Below are 17,970 nucleotides of genomic sequence, written 5' to 3'. Positions count from 1 at the left end.
AGAACCTAGACGCCCTAGGTTCTGATAGCGGGACAAAAAGTTGGAATAGCGTAAACTAAATCCTTAGAATCTGAATTGAGCATTAATGTGAGCAGCTCTTTCGTCGATTAAGCGTGCTTCACCAGTAATGGACCATTTATCAGCGTCGATTAAAGTTGCTCCAACAGCAATACCACAAGCTTTTCTAGACTTCATCTTGTTGATTTGCATAGAAACGATTTGCATGAAGTCAGCATATTTGTTGGAGGTGTCTAAAGTTGTGGCCACTCCTAAAAGAGTTGGGTTCCAGGTTGTTAAGTTTAGGATTGCTGAGGCCAATTTAGGTTGAGCAATGCGGATAGTGTCAGCATCGAAAGTAGCTCTTGACCAATTTACCCCAATGTATGGAACAAGCATGTTCAATCTGTATGAAAGAGCCAATCCTACTTGCCATTCATGGTACTTAACAGTAGCTGATTTAGTATCTGTTGCAGTTGCTGTGCCAGCTGCTACAGGTAAGGGGAAGTTTGCTGCAGTCCCTTTGTATCCTCTAGGCTTGTGTATCATGAATTGTGCTGGGCTAGAGGTTACATTGAGCATTTCAATTTTAGGATTGGATTGAGCATATTGGAATTCAGCTCCCAAAGTTGCACAACCACATTCCCACAAAGCTCCGCGAGCACCAACGCTCCAAGAAAATGCGGTATCTGTGTATAGCTCTACAATGCCTTGAGAAATTTCAACGTTTGGACGCTGATTGGCGAAATCAGTTCCTGCAAGACCAATCAATCCGACAAGGTTAAATGCATCAGAACTTGCTTTGAAGTAACCATTAGACGCTCCTAGCGTGCAGAAAACATCAAAACGATCCCAAATATTTAATGCTAAGTAAGCAGCATTGGTGCACCATTCGGCATCTTGAAGATGTTTGCCGTAGGCAAAATTTGATCTGTCGGCAGCGACAGTGGTGTTGCTTGCAGTTCCAGAAGCTGCTGTTGGAGCCGCAGCCATTCCGCTGATGGTTTTATTAACATCAACTTTTAATATACGATCGAAAACATAATCTCCGTAGAATCCTGCACGGATGCTGATAGCATCACACCAAGTAGCACAAGGATCACAAGGATCTCCTGAAGCACCTTCCCACATAGTGCCATCGATTAATAAACTTGGTTCAGCTGGATTCCCTACAGGCAAGGCTTGTAAGGAGAGAGCGGAACCCGCAGCGGCAAATAATAATGCCGATTTTAAGAGTTTTTTCATACTCACCTCTAAAGATTATGCATAGTATCTTTTCTTTTTGTGCTCGCTATTCTAATTTGCTCTTCTGGCGGCACCACGTCCAAGTTAAAGCCAGACAAGATATCCTGTAGGCAATTAATGGCTTTGAGGAGTGTCTTGCAAGTGAAAACAGCCTTAAGCATGAACATACAGTTCATTATTCGAAAACATAACAAACTTTTCTTATTATAGTAAAGACGATAAGAAAAAAGACAGTTTTCAGGCATAGGTTTCAAGCCATAACTCCTTAAATACGCTAATAAATGGGCTAATAGATTTTTGTACACACTTTTATTTCTTATGCCACTTAGAATAAGTTGGAATTGCCCGTACAGAAGAGTTTAAATAGACTTTCTTATATTTGAATCTTTGTGAGTTATTCTTTGTTTTTGCAAATAAAACAAATCGAAATTGCTTAATAAAACATTAATGTTTTTGATGATTTTCGTTTTTATGTTTTATTCGCGATGTTTCGTGAGAGCAAAATTTGTGTTTGTTTTGTGCTTTGTAAAACCTAGTTTGCAATCCGTTGAATCACTTGCCAGACAATGGTTGAGACTCTAGTATTTGTTTTATGAAGCCAGCGAATAAACGTCGTTCTTATCTTACTGTCCCAGAAAAGACAAACAGACTGCTATCAGGAATTATCGTTGCTTTAGCGATAATTGCTGTACGTTTGTGGCATCTAGCTGTTGTTGAGCATGATCAGAAGTTAGAAGAGGCCTATAAACCGCAAACAAGAATAATTCCTGAACTTGTTGAGCGTGCGGCTATTTGTGATCGTTTTGGCAAAGTCTTGGCGGAAAATAAGATGCAGTACGATGTAAGCGTAGCTTACGGTTCTATTCGTGATTTGCCGGCTAGGGCATGGCATGCTTGTTCTGATGGTTCTCGAGAGCTTATTCCTGTGAGAAAAAACTACATAGCTCGTTTATCGGAACTCCTTGCTCAAGAACTACATTTAGATAAAGAGGCAATAGAAGACAATATTCATGCTAAAGCTTCTGTGCTAGGTTCAGTGCCCTATTTAGTTCAGGCCAATGTTTCTGAGCGTACATACTTAAGATTAAAGATGATGTCAAAACATTGGCCGGGGCTACATGTCGAGCCTTCGGTACGGCGTTATTATCCCTTGGGGAAGGCGGGTTCCGACATTTTAGGTTATGTAGGTCCTATTAGTGCTCAAGAATATAAGAGAGTAACGCATGAGTTGAGTAAATTGCGAGAATGTGTTCGAGCATATGAAGAGGGCGAGGATCCAAAGTTTCCTGAAGGTTTAGCCAGTATCGATCAGGTGCGTTCTTTATTAAATTCTTTAGAGAACAATGCTTACAGTTTGAATGCGTTGGTGGGGAAACAGGGTATAGAGGCATATTGGGACGGGAAATTGCGAGGACAGATAGGGAAAAAAACGGTTCTCGTAGATCGTCGTGGAAACTTTATACAAGGACTTAATGAGATCGCTGCAACTCCTGGGAAAAGATTGTGGTTGACGTTGTCGGCAGAATTACAAGAGTTTGCAGATGCTTTGCTTTTAGAACATGAAAGAACAGAACAGTTTCGTTCATCTCAGTCTTTAAAAAAACAAAAATTCCTACCCCCTTTATTCCCATGGATTAAGGGTGGAGCCATTATTGCTTTAGATCCTAATAATGGCCAGATATTGGCCATGGCATCATCCCCGCGATATAATAACAATGATTTTATCGATATGCGGATAAGCTCGGACTCTGAAGCGCGATCTGCGGTATATCGGTGGCTGGAAAATACCGAACACATTGCAGAAGTTTATGATAGGAAAGTCCCCTTGCGTCGTGAAAGACGAAATCCTTTTACGGGTTTGTGCTACGATGAGGAGCTTTCCCTTACGTTCGATTATTTTTTAGACTTTATTTTGCCGAATACTTCAGAAGTTAAGTCTGTTATTAAGCGCTACGGCACTGTGGAAAATGCTGTTAAGATACAGCATAGTGTAGGGCGGTTAGTGGATTTATTTTCTTATTCTGAAGGACATTGTTTTTGCTCTTCCATCTTTGATGCTGTGTTTCCTGCTGAGCAAGAACATATTGCGATAGGAAGGGTGATTTCTGTAAAGCAACAGCAATGGATTGCTCGTTGTCTTAGAGATCATGAGCAAGAGATTGAGGATATTAAGCAAGAACTGGAACCGTTTTTTGCTGAACTTCCAGCAAATTATGACAAGATTTTGCTTGTGGATCTTTTTCGAATGGTTGTTGATCCTTCAAAATTTCATCCAGAGCTCATTTCATCGGTAGGCACTTTTTCTTTATCAGAGTTTTTCGAATGCCAGGGGCATTACGTAGCATTGCGTAGCGCGTTTTCTAAGATAGTCGAGGATGTTTTTGCTGAGGTAGATTTTAAAGAGTGGAGAAAGCTCTATTTTGCTAAGTTTTTAGAGGTTAAGCGTAGGGAAGAAAGCGAAAGAAAACAGCGATATCCTACACCCTATGTGGATTATTTGTTAGAAGAGAAGCGTGCGCAATATCAGGATTTCAGTCGTTGTTATCTCGATAAGTTTTTAGTTTTCTTGCTTTCGGGGCAGGGTGAAACGGAGTATCTAAAAGCGTATTATGAATCTCTTGCTGTATGGAAAGAGGAGCTTGAAGGTGGCGCGCATAAGGCTTTGCCTTGGTATGGGCATTACGAGTTTTTAAAGCAGAAGTTTTCTAATTGCTCAATAGATTTATTGCATTTGTTTTTATCCTTTAGGGAATTTTCAGAGCTTCAAAGGCCTCTTTATGGCAATTATGTTCCGATGCTTACAAGGAACGTTCCTCAAAAAGAACAGGATTTGGCCGCAGCATTTTATCCTGCTTATGGTTATGGATATCTGCGGCCACATGCCTTTGGTCAAGCAGCAACTCTAGGGTCTATTTTCAAGTTGGTTTCCGCTTATTCTGTTTTATCTCAAGAAGTTTTGCGGGGGAATGTTGATGTAGACTATTTGTCTCGATTGTTTGTTATTATTGATAGACAATCTTTTGGATATACAAGTGCCAAGCCCCACGTGGGTTTTTTTAAAGATGGATCTCCTATCCCTTCGTTTTATCGTGGGGGGATTTTGCCTAAGAATGATTATTTTGGGCGTGGACGTATTGACCTGATTTCTGCTTTAGAGATGTCAAGCAATCCGTATTTTTCCTTACTTGTTGGCGAGCATCTTTCCGATCCTGAAGATTTATGCCACGCGGCATCTTTGTTTGGATTCGGAGAGAAAACAGGCGTGGGATTACCTGGTGAGTATGCAGGGGCGATTCCTCAGGATGTGGCATACAATCGTTCGGGATTGTATGCCACTGCTATAGGTCAGCATACTCTTGTTGTCACTCCTTTGCAAACGGCCGTAATGATGGCGGCCTTAGTCAACGGAGGATCTTTGTATGTCCCCAACTTGGTTTTAGGTGAGGGGGATGGTGAAGAGTTTTGTGGAACGCAACCTGTGAAAAAAAGGGATGTGTTTATGCCTGAATGTATAACAGAGTTATTGAAATCAGGCATGCACAACGTGATTTGGGGGAATTACGGAACAACACGAAGTATTCACGATCAATTTAGTCCAGAATTACTCGCTCGTATTATTGGGAAAACAAGCACGGCGGAATCGATAGTTCGTGCAAGTTTAGATCGGCAATACGGAAGTATGAAAATGAAGCACGTATGGTTTGGTGCTGTCGGATTTTCGGATGCAGAACTTACACATCCTGATATTGTTGTTGTAGTCTATTTGCGTCTCGGAGAGTTTGGAAGAGATGCGGCTCCTATTGCTGTAAAGATGATAGAGAAGTGGGATAAAATAAGAAAAAAAGAAGTTTTTTCGGCGGGTCGATGAGGAATGGCACGCTTTTTGCTCCTGTGAAACGTGAGGTCAACGAACTTGTGTGCCAGGAGAAACATTCATGGAAGAAGCTGCAAAACATCTAGCGAAAGAATTTCTCTGCTCAGGAATTAATTTCTTTTTGAGTGGGGAATACGAACAGGCAGAACAAAGACTAAAAGAAACTTTAGAGCTAGATCCGACAGCAGCGCTAGCCTACTGCTATTTGGGAATTATTGCTTTAGAATCTGGAAGGATTCCCGAGGCGTTAACTTGGTGTACAAAGGGATTGGAGTCCGAGCCGGGTGATAGCTATTTGCGTTATTGTTACGGTGTGGCTTTAGATCGTGATAATCGTTGTGAAGAGGCGGTTGAGCAATATCGCGCCTATGTTGTTTTACATCCTGATGATGCGGAATGTTGGTTTAGCTTAGGCGGGGTGTACCATCGCTTAGGTCAATATATTGAAGCAATCGAATGCTTTGATAAAATCTTAGAATTAGATCCCTGGAATCCGCAAAGTTTATACAATAAGTCCGTTGTTTTAACAGATATGGGCAATGAGAAAGATGCTATTGCGTTATTAGAGACAGCAGTAAGTAAAAATCCTCTATATTGGAAGGCATGGATAAAATTGGGCTACTTACTCTCTCGCCATAAGCAATGGGACAGGGCTACGGAGGCTTACGAAAGGGTCGTTCAGTTGCGCCCGGATTTATCCGATGGTCATTATAACTTAGGTTTATGCTACCTCACCTTAGATAAAACACGATTAGCTTTAAAAGCTTTTCAAGAAGCTCTTTTTTTAAATGAAGAAGATGCTGATGCGCATTTTTATGTGGGGCTTGCTCACATGGACCTCAAGCAAAATCAGCAAGCATCAGATGCTTTCCACCGTGCGCTTGGCATTAATTTAGAACATGAGCGTTCGCACTATCTTCTCGGTTACCTTTATCATATGGAAGGGCAAACGGAAAAAGCAGAAAAAGAACTGTCGTTTTTAACCGTGAAGGATTCCATGTTCGCTCCTTTGCTGCAAAAAACAGTGTCTTCAGGACACTTTGAGCGTAGGCTGGATGTCCTCCCTTAAAAATAAAATTATAAGGTTGTTTTAAGATAAACTATTTTTTTGAGCCCATTAAGTTTGTGTAAAATATAAAAAAATATTGCAAAACAGAAGTTTTTGGGGCAAAAAGGTAAGGATCTGAAATGGTTTTGTGTTTCAAGGTTTTATATCTTAAGGGACACGAGACACGATCTTTGAAAGAATGTGCAAAAGTTGTCATTCTTTTCTAAACGGGCGTGAAAGTCCAAGCCTCGCTTTTTCTTTCACGCCCATCTTTAATGCTTCGAAAAATATTGAAAATTTGCTAATCTGGGTAAGCCCTTGTGTAGATCTACACAATAATATTACGTGCGCAGAGGCTGGGCGTTATGAGCCAATCCATAGAAGATTTTTTACAGACTCAAGATGACTATCCTTATGGTTTCGTCACACCCATAGAGTCTGAAGGATTGACTAAGGGACTTAGAGAAGAGACCATCAAGAAAATTTCTCAGTTGCGCAATGAGCCTTCTTTTATTTTAGATTTCCGTTTAAAAGCCTATCGTCATTGGAAAAAGCTGCAAGAGCCTGCTTGGGCTAGGCTGAAATACAGTCCCATTGATTATGAGGACATCGTCTATTTTTCTGCTCCAAAGCAAAAAAATCCTTTAGGGCGTTTAGAAGAGGCAGATCCTGAAATTTTAGAAACTTTTAAAAAGTTGGGGATTCCTTTAGATGAACAAAAGCGTCTATTAAATGTGAAGAATGTTGCCTTGGATCTAGTTTTTGATTCCGTGTCTATAGGGACAACGTTTAAAGAAGCTTTGGATAAAGCCGGAGTAATTTTCTGCTCCATGAGCGAGGCGATTCGAGAACATCCGGATTTGATAAAAAAATATTTAGGTTCAGTTGTTTCTTATAGGGACAATTATTTCGCAGCTTTAAATGCTGCTGTATTTAGTGACGGTTCTTTTGTCTACATTCCAAAGGGCGTGCGTTGCCCTATGGAGATTTCTACGTATTTTAGAATTAATGATAAGGAGTCGGGGCAGTTCGAGCGTACGTTAATTATCGCAGAAGATGATTCGTTTGTGAGTTATCTTGAAGGATGTACAGCTCCGTCATATTCTTCAAATCAGCTGCACGCAGCTGTTGTAGAATTAGTGGCGCATGAACGAGCCGTCGTGCGTTATTCTACCGTGCAGAATTGGTTTTCTGGAGATAAGAAAACCGGCAAAGGCGGGGTATATAATTTTGTAACCAAGCGTGGTTTATGCGCGGGTTATAAGTCAAAAATCTCTTGGTCTCAGGTTGAAGTTGGAGCGGCGATTACTTGGAAGTATCCTAGTTGCATTTTGAGGGGGAAAGAAAGCGTTGGAGAGTTTTTCTCTATCGCTTTGACAAATGGTAAGATGCAAGCTGATACCGGGACGAAGATGATTCATGTGGGGGAAAAAACAACTTCGACAATAGTTTCCAAGGGGATTTCTTCGGACGAGTCTCATAATACCTTTAGGAGTCTTGTTTCTATTTCTAAAGGAGCTGTTGGAAGTCGTAATTACACACAATGTGATTCGATGCTGATTGGGCAGACATGTGGGGCTTATACTGATCCTAAGATTTCAGTAGAGAATACCATGTCGTCTGTTGAGCATGAGGCAACAACATCAAAATTGCGAGCAGATCAGTTAATGTATTTGCGTAGTCGGGGATTAAGCGCTGAAGAAGCTGTAAGTTTAGTCGTCCACGGTTTTTGCCGTGAGATTATCGAACAGCTGCCTTTAGAATTTGCTAGAGAAGCCTCGAAACTATTGTTTGTTAAGTTGGAAAATAGTGTGGGGTAGTTGATGCTGCATATACAAAACTTACACGTATGTTGTGAGGATGTTAAAATCTTGGATGATTTAAATTTGCATGTGCGTCCAGGAGAATTACATATTATTATGGGCCCTAATGGAGCAGGAAAATCTACCTTCGCGAAAGTGCTGTCGGGAGATGATAGCGTATCTATTATTTCTGGAGATATCAGCCTGTTAGATCAAGATCTATTAGAAAAAGCTCCTGAAGAACGGGCACAAATGGGATTATTTATTGGATTCCAGCAACCTCCAGAAATTCCTGGAGTGAACAATAGGCTTTTTCTAAAGGATGCCTATAACGCCTGTAGGCGTTCTCGTCAGGAAGAAGAGATCACAGAAGTTGAATTTGATTTGCTTTTATCTTCTGTGTCGGAAACTTATGAATTTGAATCGTTTGATCATTTCTTGGGAAGAAATATCAATGAGGGATTTTCTGGCGGAGAGAGGAAGAAAAACGAAATTTGGCAAATGCTGGTTTTAGAGCCCGAAATGATACTGTTAGACGAACCCGATTCAGGTTTAGATGTTGATGCTTTGAGAGTAATATGCAAAACCATTGAGAAGTATCGGGAACTTCATCCTAAAAGTGCTATTTGTATAGTTACACATAACCCTAAGTTAGGGAATCTTCTTCAACCCGATCAGGTGCATATTCTACTAGAAGGCAGAATAGCTTGTTCCGGAGGGGTTTCCTTGATGCGAGAACTCGAAGAAAAAAGTTATCACGAAGTGTTAGCATGCTCTTCTTGGGGGTAATATGTTGGGTTTTTTAGAGCATAGCTTTTCTATAGCAAAAGATTCTCCCATTCATCAAGCGGCGCAAGCGTGTTACAGTACGCACTTTCAGTCTGAGTCTTTTAAAGAGGTTTTCTCTAGCTTTCCCTGGATTAAAGACTTGATGCTGTTCCCAGAGAAGTACCATATTGCCAATGGAGGATCTGAAACAACAAAGCAGTATTGGTTGCATCATAAGAATTCGTTATCTTGTGAATGTGTTTTAATTAATGGGAAATACGAGCCTTCTCTTTCTCAATTACCGGAGGGAGTTTTGGCTATGTCTTTAAAAGAAGCACAGTCTGTTTTCTCTACCTTCATTCAAAGATATGCCGTAGATACACAACCCCTAGCCTTTCTTAACTCCGTATGCGCTCAAGATGAAGGCGTGGTGATTTATGTTCCTGAAAAGTTTCAGGTAAGCGAAACTTTATTTATTCGTCATATTTGTTCTTCAACTTCTCAAGATGATCGAGTGATCTATTCTCCGAAGATTATTTTAATTTTAGGGAAACGCTCTTGCTGTCGAGTATTAGTCTCTCACCATACCGAACGAGAAAGTGGTGTTGCTCAAAGTTTTGCTATAGTTAACGGTGTTACAGAAGTCTTTGTATCTGAGGGGGCAGAACTCACCTTGACGATGGAGCCCAAGTACATTAATGAGGAAAGGGTAAGTTGGACGCATATAGCAACTATTGAAGAACTTGGGGCCTGTTCTATATACCAACGTCTTCAGGAAGATGTTGGCGGTTATGGATGGTTTGATAATACTTTTTCCATGATCGGCAGCAATTCTCATGGGGAGTCTTTGGTTTCAGCCCTTTCCCCAAAGAAAACTTGGGTGAGAAATTTTATGCATCATGATGCTGAATCAACGACATCGCGCCAAACTATCAAATCGATATTGTATTCTGGACATTTTCTTTTTGAGGGGAGTATTCATGTAACCTCCCGAGGAGTGTTTACTGACGCGTATCAAAAGCACGACACATTGTTACTTAGTGATCAAGCTCGTGTAACAACTTTCCCAAGACTAGAAATTCTTACTGATGATGTTAAAGCTTCTCACGGAGCTACTGTAGGCCCGTTAGATCCCCAGCAGATATTTTATATGCAATCTCGGGGGATGACACGAGAAGAAGCCCAGAAGAAACTTGTGCAAGGATTTTTATCCATGGGGCTTTCTCAGGATGCCTTTCCTAAACTATCAGCGCAAATGCGAAATCAGAGTATTACGAAGGAGCATTCACTAGATGGTATGTAGGATAAAAGAAGACTTTCCTATTTTTTCTAATAAAAAGCTTCAGGGGGAGTCCTACGTTTATCTAGATTCTGCGGCCACTACGCACAAACCTAAGAAAGTCATAGAGGCTGTCACAGATTTTTACAGTAGCTCTTACGCTACTGTAAATCGTAATGTGTATAGTTCTTCGAAAAATATTACTGAAGATTATAACGCTGTTCGTGGAAAAATTCGCGAATGGATACGTGCTTCGCATAATGAAGAAATTGTTTTTACTCGAGGAACTACAGCAGCCCTAAACTTATTAGCCATATCGGCTAACGATGCTTTCATTCCTGAAAGGGGGGTAGTATTGGTGTCTGAAGCAGAACACCATGCTAATGTTTTATCTTGGGAATTGGCCTGTCGTAGACGGGGATCTTTTGTTAAAAAAATCCGCGTGGACGACTCTGGTTTTATAGATTTAGAACATTTAGAAACCTTGCTAAAAGCAGGTGCTTCTTTTGTTAGCATAGCACATGTAGGAAATGTTACAGGATGTATTCAGCCTGTAAAGCAAATAGCCAGTCTAGCTCATCAATATGGGGCCTATATTGCTATAGATGGAGCTCAAGGAGTTGCTCACACCCCTGTAGATGTTGTTGATTGGGATATTGATTTCTATGCCTTTTCAGCACATAAGATGTATGCCCCCACAGGATTAGGCGTGTTATATGGGAAGAAGGAGTTGTTAGAAAAACTTCCTCCTGTAGAAGGCGGTGGGGATATGGTCTCTGTCTATGATAGCGAATATCCAGAATATCTTCCCTCCCCGTTAAAATTTGAAGCAGGAACTCCTCCCATTGCCTCTATCTTAGGATTGGGAGCAGCCTTAGATTACTTACAGTCATTACCTAAATCTTTGTATCAGCAAGAAGAGGAGCTAACGAAATACCTATATAATGAGCTGATGACTATACCGGGCATGCATATATTAGGTCCGGACAAAAGCCAATCTCGTGGAGCTTTAATTAGCTTGAGGGTTCAAGGAGCGCATCCTTTTGATATCGGTTGTTTGCTAGATCTTCAGGGAATTGCTGTTCGCACAGGACATCAATGCGCACAACCCGCTATGCATCGATGGAATTTAGGCCATGTTCTTAGAGTGTCTTTAGGAATATACAACGATAAGGAAGACATTGATACGTTTCTGTCGGCTTTTCGTGTTATATTAGATAGAGTGCGAGTGTAATCTTTATTTAGACGAGCTTTCTTGAAAATTGATACGTTCTCGAGAGTATGGACGCCAGCGTAGATATGTTTGTCTACACCTATCCATTAGCCAGTTTTTAATATATTGTGGGCTGAGGATAAATTTCGGCAAGACATAGGCCGCTCGTGTCATATCTAAGCGATAAATCCCATGCTGTTTATTTTTCCTATTTATCGTATCTCCCAAAACAAAAGAAAAGGGGTAGTATTTCTTAACTACCCGTTCACACACATGATCATATTTTCCAAAAGGATAGAAAAAGCCTAAGGGCTTTTTTCCTAGGGCTTTCTCTATAGAATATTTGGATAAAAAGATTTCTGTTGCGAGATAGGGAGGAGAATATTGCAAATTGCGAATAGCAAATCCTGACGAGGCTAATTGTATACAAGGAGTCTCTGCAAGGGTTTTCAGCTCTTGTTGAGAGCAAAATGGTTGATGATAGGCAAATACTTCATCCTGGAAAGCTAAAGTCTCGCTAGGAGCGAGACGGTGTGCAAGAGGGAGGGAAAGAGCAGACGTATCAGCAACATATCTCCAGGCTATCCCAACAACAGCAGGAATATTATGAGCTTTTAGAAAAGGGAAAACATGAGAGTAGAAGTCCGCGGAAGCATGATCAAATGTTATCATGAGAGATAGCTTTTTGACTGGTTCTCCGGGGAGCACTAACGGGTAGGATTGTTTAAGAAGCAACAAATATCTCTGTAATCTTTCTAAATGGTCGGGTTGTTTAGAAAAGAAGACTTGGCGAAAGGCTAAAACAATAAGCATGCGCTTGCCTTAAGATGGGGGGGGTGTTTTCCTCATAAGGATATATGACTAAAGATCCAGAGAGAAGTTTCGGAGGCTGTTGGGGAGAAGGAGCTGGTGCTGTTTGTGTAGAAAGCGAAGAGTCTGTAGTGGCTTCAGGAAGTTCTTGAGTGTCTACAGGAGAGAGCATACAGATCCTTGGTATTGGTCAGTTAATGTTTTTTGCCAAAACGTTTAGTTAATGTCCACTCTCCATCTTTATAGAACTGTTCAAATTCCTTGAACAGAGGCAAAGTTTTGAGTTCTTCAAAATCAGTTTTGGTGTCTTGATTTAAGATTTCTTTGATTTCTATAATTCTTAGGAGGGTGAGGAAACGTAATGTGGGATAATCTTCAGAAGAAGCGGCAAGTTGAAGAAGCTGAGAAGATTTTTCTAAGGCTGTTGGGTAATTTTGAGCAGCTTGAGCATCGGTGATTTCTTTTAGTAGCACTTGAACCGGGGATGGCATGCGGAATTGGGATCCGCTGCCATAGGCAAGACCTGCATAATAAGCTCCGCGTGAAGGCTCATTGTGGATGTAGAAACAGGAGGAAAGAAACCCCGCATAAGGTTTTGTGGAATTTCCACCGATGCGATAAGCACGTTCTAACATGGGTAGAGCGGTTTTCGGAGGGATGAAACCTTGACAAACGGCAGACTCTGCCGTTTTTGTAAGAAGAAGAATACTATCATGTTTTTCTCGATCATTTTTTTGAAAATTGTAAATGATCTTTCCTGTAAGAAATACGGATAGGGTCACGAGGAGAGTCAGAGTAAATGAATAGGAATAAACCCTTTTCCATATTGAGGATAGTAAGTTCTTCATGATTTTAGGGTGCAAAGCGCTTAATACTCCTCAGTGTATCTGGAAAATTTTTTTTCGTAAACTCCTTGATTTGAGATGTTCTAACAGTAAGAAACACTAAAAAAAGCACTTCACTTCTACAAGCTCTTTTGATAGAAAAACTTCTGTGATACTATTTTTTCTTACAATAAATTGGGATAAACGGCATCTCTATGCCACTGAAAATGTTTCAGAGATGATAGGAAAATAGCGAAGGTAATTTGTGAGCGGAGTTATCAATAAAGATACAATAATAGAAGTGGCTATCGATAGTATTCGGGTGAGTCCCTTTCAACCCCGTCGGGTATTTTCTGATTCAGAACTTCAGGAATTAGTTTCATCCTTAAAATCCGTAGGTTTAATTCATCCTCCTGTGGTTCGTGAAATTCGTAGCGGAGATAAAGTTTTATATTATGAATTGATTGCTGGCGAGCGTCGCTGGCGAGCTTTACAGCTTGCGGGATATACCATCATTCCTGTCGTTCTTAAGCAAGTAATTGCTGATGATATTGCTGCAGAAGCAACACTTGTAGAGAATATCCAACGCGTTAATCTTAGCCCTATGGAAATGGCAGAGGCTTTTAAAAAACTCATTAATGTTTTTGGGCTAACTCAAGATAAGGTAGCGTTAAGAGTGGGGAAAAAACGCTCCACAGTGGCGAATTACTTACGTCTTTTTTCCTTATCTGAAACTATTCAGAAAAGTCTTTATTCAGGGGAGATTACTTTAGGACACGCTAAAGTGATTCTTACTCTCGAAGATCCTAAATTACGAGAAATTCTCGCTGAAAAGATTATCTCGCAGCATCTTGCTGTTCGCGAAGCCGAACAAGAGGCAAAGAAATTGCTAGCAGGAGAGGTTGTATCCACTTCCTCTTCCAAAGAACGTGTAAAGACACCTTCAGCATCTTCGAATTACCAGGAAATGCAAGAGCGTCTTAGCCAGTCTTTAGGCTACAAAGTGACGATAAAATCTCAAGGTTCTCATCATAGCGTATCGCTGCATGTTCAAGACGAGGAGCAGTTAAAACAATTGGAACAATGGTTAATGAGAAAATCCTAGTTTCTTAAGAGAGTCTAAATCTCTTTCAAATATCCTCTAAAGAATACATTGGTACGAGTGTTTATTCTCATCCGTATGTTCTGGAATAGGTCCCTGAAGACATGTTTTTTGTTTCTTAGGACAGCGATTGTAAAAAACGCACCCTGTTGGAGATGGAAATTCCGAAGAGTCCTTTTGGTAAGCTTTTAATTTATTCTCAACGCTGCGATGTTCTGGTAAATCTGGTAGCTGCGAATTGAGTAGCATTTGTGTATAGGGGTGCTTGGGATTTAAGAAAATCTCTTCCGTAGCTCCTGATTCAACAATCTTTCCTTTGTACATAATAAGCACTTCAGAGCAAAAAGAACGAACAACAGCTAAATCATGCGAAATAAAGAGATAACTTAGTTGTAACTCTTTTTGTAAGTTGGACAGCATATTCAGAATTTGAGCTTGCATAGACAGATCTAATGCAGAAACAACTTCATCGCATATGATAAGCTTAGGAGCCCCTAGTAAGGCTCTGGCTATAGATACGCGTTGCTGCTGACCTCCCGAGAGTTGGTGAGGATAGTGATAAAAATAATCTGCTGATAGTCCTACAAGCTCTAAAGTTTCTCCAACTACAGAATGAAGTTTATCTTTTGTAATTATTCGATGATGAATAAGAGCATAGCCTAAACTTTCAAAAATTGTTTTTCTGGGATTTAAAGAAGCTTTGGGATTTTGAAATACCATACGCACGCTAGAGCGGAGCTTTTTTAAATCTTGTTTAGAATTCAGCTTAATTGGAGTATTGTTAAAAGACAGGTAGCCCGATGTTAGCGATAACAGTCCTGAAAGAGCTAGCGCGAGTGTTGTTTTTCCAGATCCTGATTCTCCAATTAGCCCCACAATCTTCCCAGAGGGTATGGAGAAAGAAACATTATCAATGGCTTTGGTTGCTATTGTTTTTCTTCGAAACCAACTTGTCCGCTTATAGTAATATTTTTTTAGCTGATCGGCTTGTACTAGGGGATTATTCATAGAGCCAGCACCTTACTTTGTGTCCTTCCCTCACAGTTTGAACGTCTGGGGATTTTTCTTTACATTTTCCATAAGCTTTTGAACATCTTGGATAATAGCAACATCCGGAAGGAAGAGCGTTATAACGGGGCGGTTGTCCAGGAATTGCTCTAAACGTTTCACTTTGCAATGAAGGACGAGACGCAAGAAGATCTTGGGTGTAGGGATGGCTAGGATTGTGGAAAATTTCCTTCACAGGGGCATATTCTGCCATTCTTCCCGCATAGAGAACAAGCACTTCATCAGAGGTTTCAGCAACAACTCCCATATTATGGGTGATAATAAGCAAACTCATTCCTAACTTTTCTTGCAAACCTTTGAGTAATTGCAGGATCTGATATTGAACAGAAACATCGAGAGCTGTTGTTGGCTCATCAGCGATTAAAATCTCTGGAGAGGAAAGCAAAGCCATGGCGATGGAAACTCTTTGTAACATTCCCCCAGAAAGTTGGTGAGGATAAAGTTTTAAACAAAGTTCAGGGTTATGAAATCCTGTATTTGTAAGAGCTTCAATAATTTTATCTCGTCCTTCTTTTTGTGGAAGGTGTAGATGGGTTCGAATAAGCTCTTGAAATTGTTGTTCTATTGTAAAAACAGGATTTAAGGAAGATAGAGGATTTTGAAAAATCATGGAAATTTTTGTTCCAAAAATAGACCGTAGGATCCCTTTTGGAGCTTCTAACAAATCTTTCTCATGGAAAAGGACTTTTCCTGATACAGAAAATAACGGGGCTGGTAATAATTGCATGAGGGCTTGAGCTGTTACTGATTTCCCAGATCCCGATTCCCCAATAATTGCTAGAGTCTTTCCTTTATGTAGATCAAAAGATAATGACTCGACAATAGGATAGAACACCCGACGTTTATTCAGACTTATTGATAGCTCTTTAACCTGTAAAATTGGATAAGTCATAAGTCATTTACAAGATCGTTAAAGCACGTTATTATTACTAAAAAGGTATTCTTATGCAAACCCTTGCTCGTCTGTTCGGACAGTCTCCTTTTGCCCCGCTACAAGCACACTTGGAAGTTGTAGCATTTTGTGTTCAGCAAATGGTTCCGATCTTCACGGCTTTACGTGATGGAGATTACAAACTGGTACAAACAATAGCGAAGAGTATTTCCGATAAGGAATATCAAGCAGATTGTATAAAAAATGATATGCGTAATCACCTTCCCGTAGGTTTATTTATGCCTATATCTCGGGCTGGATTGCTGGAAATTATTTCTATACAGGATAGCATTGCTGATGTTTCTGAAGACGTAGCTATTCTACTTACTGTGAGAAAACTGCGTTTTTATCCAGAATTTGAGAAAATCTTTTTTCAATTCTTACACAAAAGTGTTGAAACTTTTGATCTTACTATGACGGTCATACAAGAATTCAATAAATTATTGGAAAGCTCTTTTGGTGGGCGTAAAGCCGATAAAGCGCGCTTTTTAGTAAGTCGTGTAGCGAAGGCAGAACACGAGTGTGATGTTATTCAAAGAGAGATCATGCAAATATTCTTTTCTGATGAATTCATCATTCCTGAAAAAGAATTTTATTTATGGATGAAGATAGTTAAGCGTGTAGCAGGCATATCCGATAGTGCAGAAAAGCTTGCCCATCGAGTTAACATGACACTGGAAGAAAAGTAATATTTCATGCTCGCTTTACTCATTTTTGTTCTCTTATGTGGTTTTTACACCTCTTGGAATATAGGAGCTAACGATGTTGCTAATGCTGTAGGCCCTAGTGTGGGGTCTGGAGTATTAACACTACGCCAGGCTGTCGTTATTGCCGCGATTTTTGAATTTTTAGGAGCTCTGTTTCTTGGAGATCGCGTTGCAGGGACTATAGAAAGTCGTATAGTTTCAGTTTCAGATCCATTGATGGCTTCTGGAGATTATGTGTATGGCATGACGGGAGCTTTATTAGCCACAGGAGTATGGTTGCAACTAGCCTCTTATTTTGGATGGCCAGTGTCTACAACGCACTCTATTGTCGGAGCTGTAATTGGGTTTGGTCTTGTCCTTGGTAAAGGTACAGTTATTTACTGGGGATCTATAGGGACAATTTTAGTCAGCTGGATAATCTCCCCGTTAATGGGCGGGGGCATTGCCTACATGATCTTTTCTTTTATACGTAGAAACATCTTATACAAGAACGATCCCGTGGGTGCGATGATTCGTATAGCACCCCTTCTCTCAGCTTTTGTTATAGTTACTCTAGGGGTCATTATTGTTTGTGGTGGTGTAGTTACTCGATTAATCTCCCTTCCTTGGGCACTGGTGCTAGTATGCCTTGCTGGGACTCTTGCCTATGGAATTATGTTCAAATATGTGCATACACCACATTGCTCTTTTATTTGTGACACTCCTAAACCAGGGAGTTTGCTCTGCCGCTTAAAAACATGTGGAGGAAATTACGGCAGAAAATATCTTATCGTAGAGAGAATCTTCGCTTATTTACAGATTATCATTGCCTGTTTCATGGCATTTGCTCATGGATCTAACGATGTTGCTAACGCCGTAGCTCCTGTTGCTGGAGTTTTAAGACATGCGTACCCTCAAACATATTCCTCCTACACATTAATAGGGCTTATGGCTTTTGGGGGCATAGGTTTAATCATCGGTTTATCTATTTGGGGATGGCGCGTAATTGAAACCGTAGGGTGTAAAATTACAGAACTCACTCCATCAAGAGGCTTTTCTGCTGGTTTAAGTTCCGCTGTGACAATCGCTTTGGCTTCGGCATTGGGCTTGCCTATATCGACAACTCACGTGGTTGTTGGTGCCGTTTTAGGCATAGGCCTTGCCCGAGGTATCCACGCCATTAATTTAAATATTATTAAAGATATTGTCATGTCGTGGTTTATCACTCTTCCTGCCGGAGCGATACTCTCTATTCTATTTTTCTTTGCTTTAAGAGCTCTCTTCCATTAAAAATAGGGAAATCATCTTAGATAGTTTCTCAAG

Annotated in this window: 15 protein-coding genes; 9 read left to right on the top strand and 6 right to left on the bottom strand. The window is 40.5% G+C overall.

Annotation, left to right across the window (positions count from 1 at the left end):
- Window positions 1-63: 63 nt before the first annotated feature.
- A complete protein-coding gene (locus CF_RS04810; RefSeq protein WP_011458503.1) occupies window positions 64-1,242 on the bottom strand; it encodes a porin in 1,179 nt (392 codons plus the stop codon).
- 592 nt (window positions 1,243-1,834) lie between these two features.
- On the opposite strand from CF_RS04810, the gene CF_RS04805 reads away from it, so the two are divergent.
- From CF_RS04805 to CF_RS04780, 6 genes are all read left to right on the top strand, one after another.
- Window positions 1,835-5,110, top strand: a complete 3,276-nt coding sequence (locus CF_RS04805; protein ID WP_011458501.1) for a penicillin-binding transpeptidase domain-containing protein — start codon at window positions 1,835-1,837, stop codon at window positions 5,108-5,110.
- Window positions 5,111-5,177: 67 nt separating this feature from the next.
- Window positions 5,178-6,185 (top strand): tetratricopeptide repeat protein, encoded by a 1,008-nt coding sequence (locus CF_RS04800; protein WP_011458500.1) that lies wholly within the window; start codon window positions 5,178-5,180, stop codon window positions 6,183-6,185.
- A 344-nt stretch (window positions 6,186-6,529) separates the two neighbouring features.
- The gene (gene sufB / locus CF_RS04795; protein ID WP_011458499.1) at window positions 6,530-7,984 is read left to right on the top strand and encodes a Fe-S cluster assembly protein SufB; all 1,455 of its coding nucleotides are present in this window, start codon (window positions 6,530-6,532) and stop codon (window positions 7,982-7,984) included.
- A gap of 3 nt (window positions 7,985-7,987) precedes the next feature.
- Window positions 7,988-8,755 (top strand): Fe-S cluster assembly ATPase SufC, encoded by a 768-nt coding sequence (gene sufC / locus CF_RS04790; protein ID WP_011458498.1) that lies wholly within the window; start codon window positions 7,988-7,990, stop codon window positions 8,753-8,755.
- Window position 8,756: 1 nt separating this feature from the next.
- Window positions 8,757-10,037: a SufD family Fe-S cluster assembly protein gene (locus CF_RS04785; protein ID WP_011458497.1), complete on the top strand. Its 1,281-nt coding sequence runs from the start codon at window positions 8,757-8,759 to the stop codon at window positions 10,035-10,037.
- Window positions 10,027-11,247: a SufS family cysteine desulfurase gene (locus CF_RS04780; protein WP_011458496.1), complete on the top strand. Its 1,221-nt coding sequence runs from the start codon at window positions 10,027-10,029 to the stop codon at window positions 11,245-11,247. The genes CF_RS04785 and CF_RS04780 overlap by 11 nt, the downstream gene beginning before the upstream one ends.
- A 3-nt stretch (window positions 11,248-11,250) precedes the next feature.
- On the opposite strand, the gene CF_RS04775 is transcribed toward CF_RS04780, so the two are convergent.
- The 3 genes from CF_RS04775 to CF_RS04765 are packed head-to-tail and all read right to left on the bottom strand — an operon-like array spanning window position 11,251 to window position 12,884.
- Complete coding sequence (locus tag CF_RS04775; protein WP_011458495.1) at window positions 11,251-12,039, bottom strand: polysaccharide deacetylase family protein; 789 nt, start codon at window positions 12,037-12,039, stop codon at window positions 11,251-11,253.
- Window positions 11,999-12,208 (bottom strand): hypothetical protein, encoded by a 210-nt coding sequence (locus tag CF_RS04770; protein ID WP_041468038.1) that lies wholly within the window; start codon window positions 12,206-12,208, stop codon window positions 11,999-12,001. The genes CF_RS04775 and CF_RS04770 overlap by 41 nt, the downstream gene beginning before the upstream one ends.
- A gap of 22 nt (window positions 12,209-12,230) precedes the next feature.
- Window positions 12,231-12,884 carry a hypothetical protein gene (locus tag CF_RS04765; RefSeq protein ID WP_011458494.1) on the bottom strand — a complete coding sequence of 218 codons (654 nt, stop codon included), beginning with the start codon at window positions 12,882-12,884 and terminating at the stop codon, window positions 12,231-12,233.
- A gap of 241 nt (window positions 12,885-13,125) precedes the next feature.
- On the opposite strand from CF_RS04765, the gene CF_RS04760 reads away from it, so the two are divergent.
- The gene (locus CF_RS04760; RefSeq protein ID WP_011458493.1) at window positions 13,126-13,965 is read left to right on the top strand and encodes a ParB/RepB/Spo0J family partition protein; all 840 of its coding nucleotides are present in this window, start codon (window positions 13,126-13,128) and stop codon (window positions 13,963-13,965) included.
- A gap of 36 nt (window positions 13,966-14,001) precedes the next feature.
- On the opposite strand, the gene CF_RS04755 is transcribed toward CF_RS04760, so the two are convergent.
- Both CF_RS04755 and CF_RS04750 read right to left on the bottom strand, forming a co-directional pair.
- A complete protein-coding gene (locus tag CF_RS04755; RefSeq protein WP_011458492.1) occupies window positions 14,002-14,970 on the bottom strand; it encodes an oligopeptide/dipeptide ABC transporter ATP-binding protein in 969 nt (322 codons plus the stop codon).
- Window positions 14,963-15,922, bottom strand: coding sequence for an ABC transporter ATP-binding protein (locus tag CF_RS04750; protein WP_011458491.1), 960 nt, complete (start codon window positions 15,920-15,922; stop codon window positions 14,963-14,965). The genes CF_RS04755 and CF_RS04750 overlap by 8 nt, the downstream gene beginning before the upstream one ends.
- Window positions 15,923-15,975: 53 nt before the next feature.
- Here CF_RS04750 and CF_RS04745 point away from each other — a divergent pair, with 53 nt between their 5' ends.
- On the top strand, window positions 15,976-16,650 hold the full coding sequence (locus tag CF_RS04745; RefSeq protein WP_011458490.1) for a TIGR00153 family protein: 675 nt from the start codon (window positions 15,976-15,978) through the stop codon (window positions 16,648-16,650).
- Between the two features lie 6 nt (window positions 16,651-16,656).
- A complete protein-coding gene (locus CF_RS04740) occupies window positions 16,657-17,937 on the top strand; it encodes an inorganic phosphate transporter (protein WP_011458489.1) in 1,281 nt (426 codons plus the stop codon).
- The last annotated feature ends 33 nt before the right edge of the window (window positions 17,938-17,970 follow it).

It is taken from the genome of Chlamydia felis Fe/C-56 (genome assembly GCF_000009945.1).
GTDB classification, from domain to species: Bacteria; Chlamydiota; Chlamydiia; order Chlamydiales; family Chlamydiaceae; genus Chlamydia; species Chlamydia felis.
The sequence above is the reverse complement of the archived record's forward strand: the minus strand, read 5'-3'. Positions and strand labels throughout refer to the sequence as shown.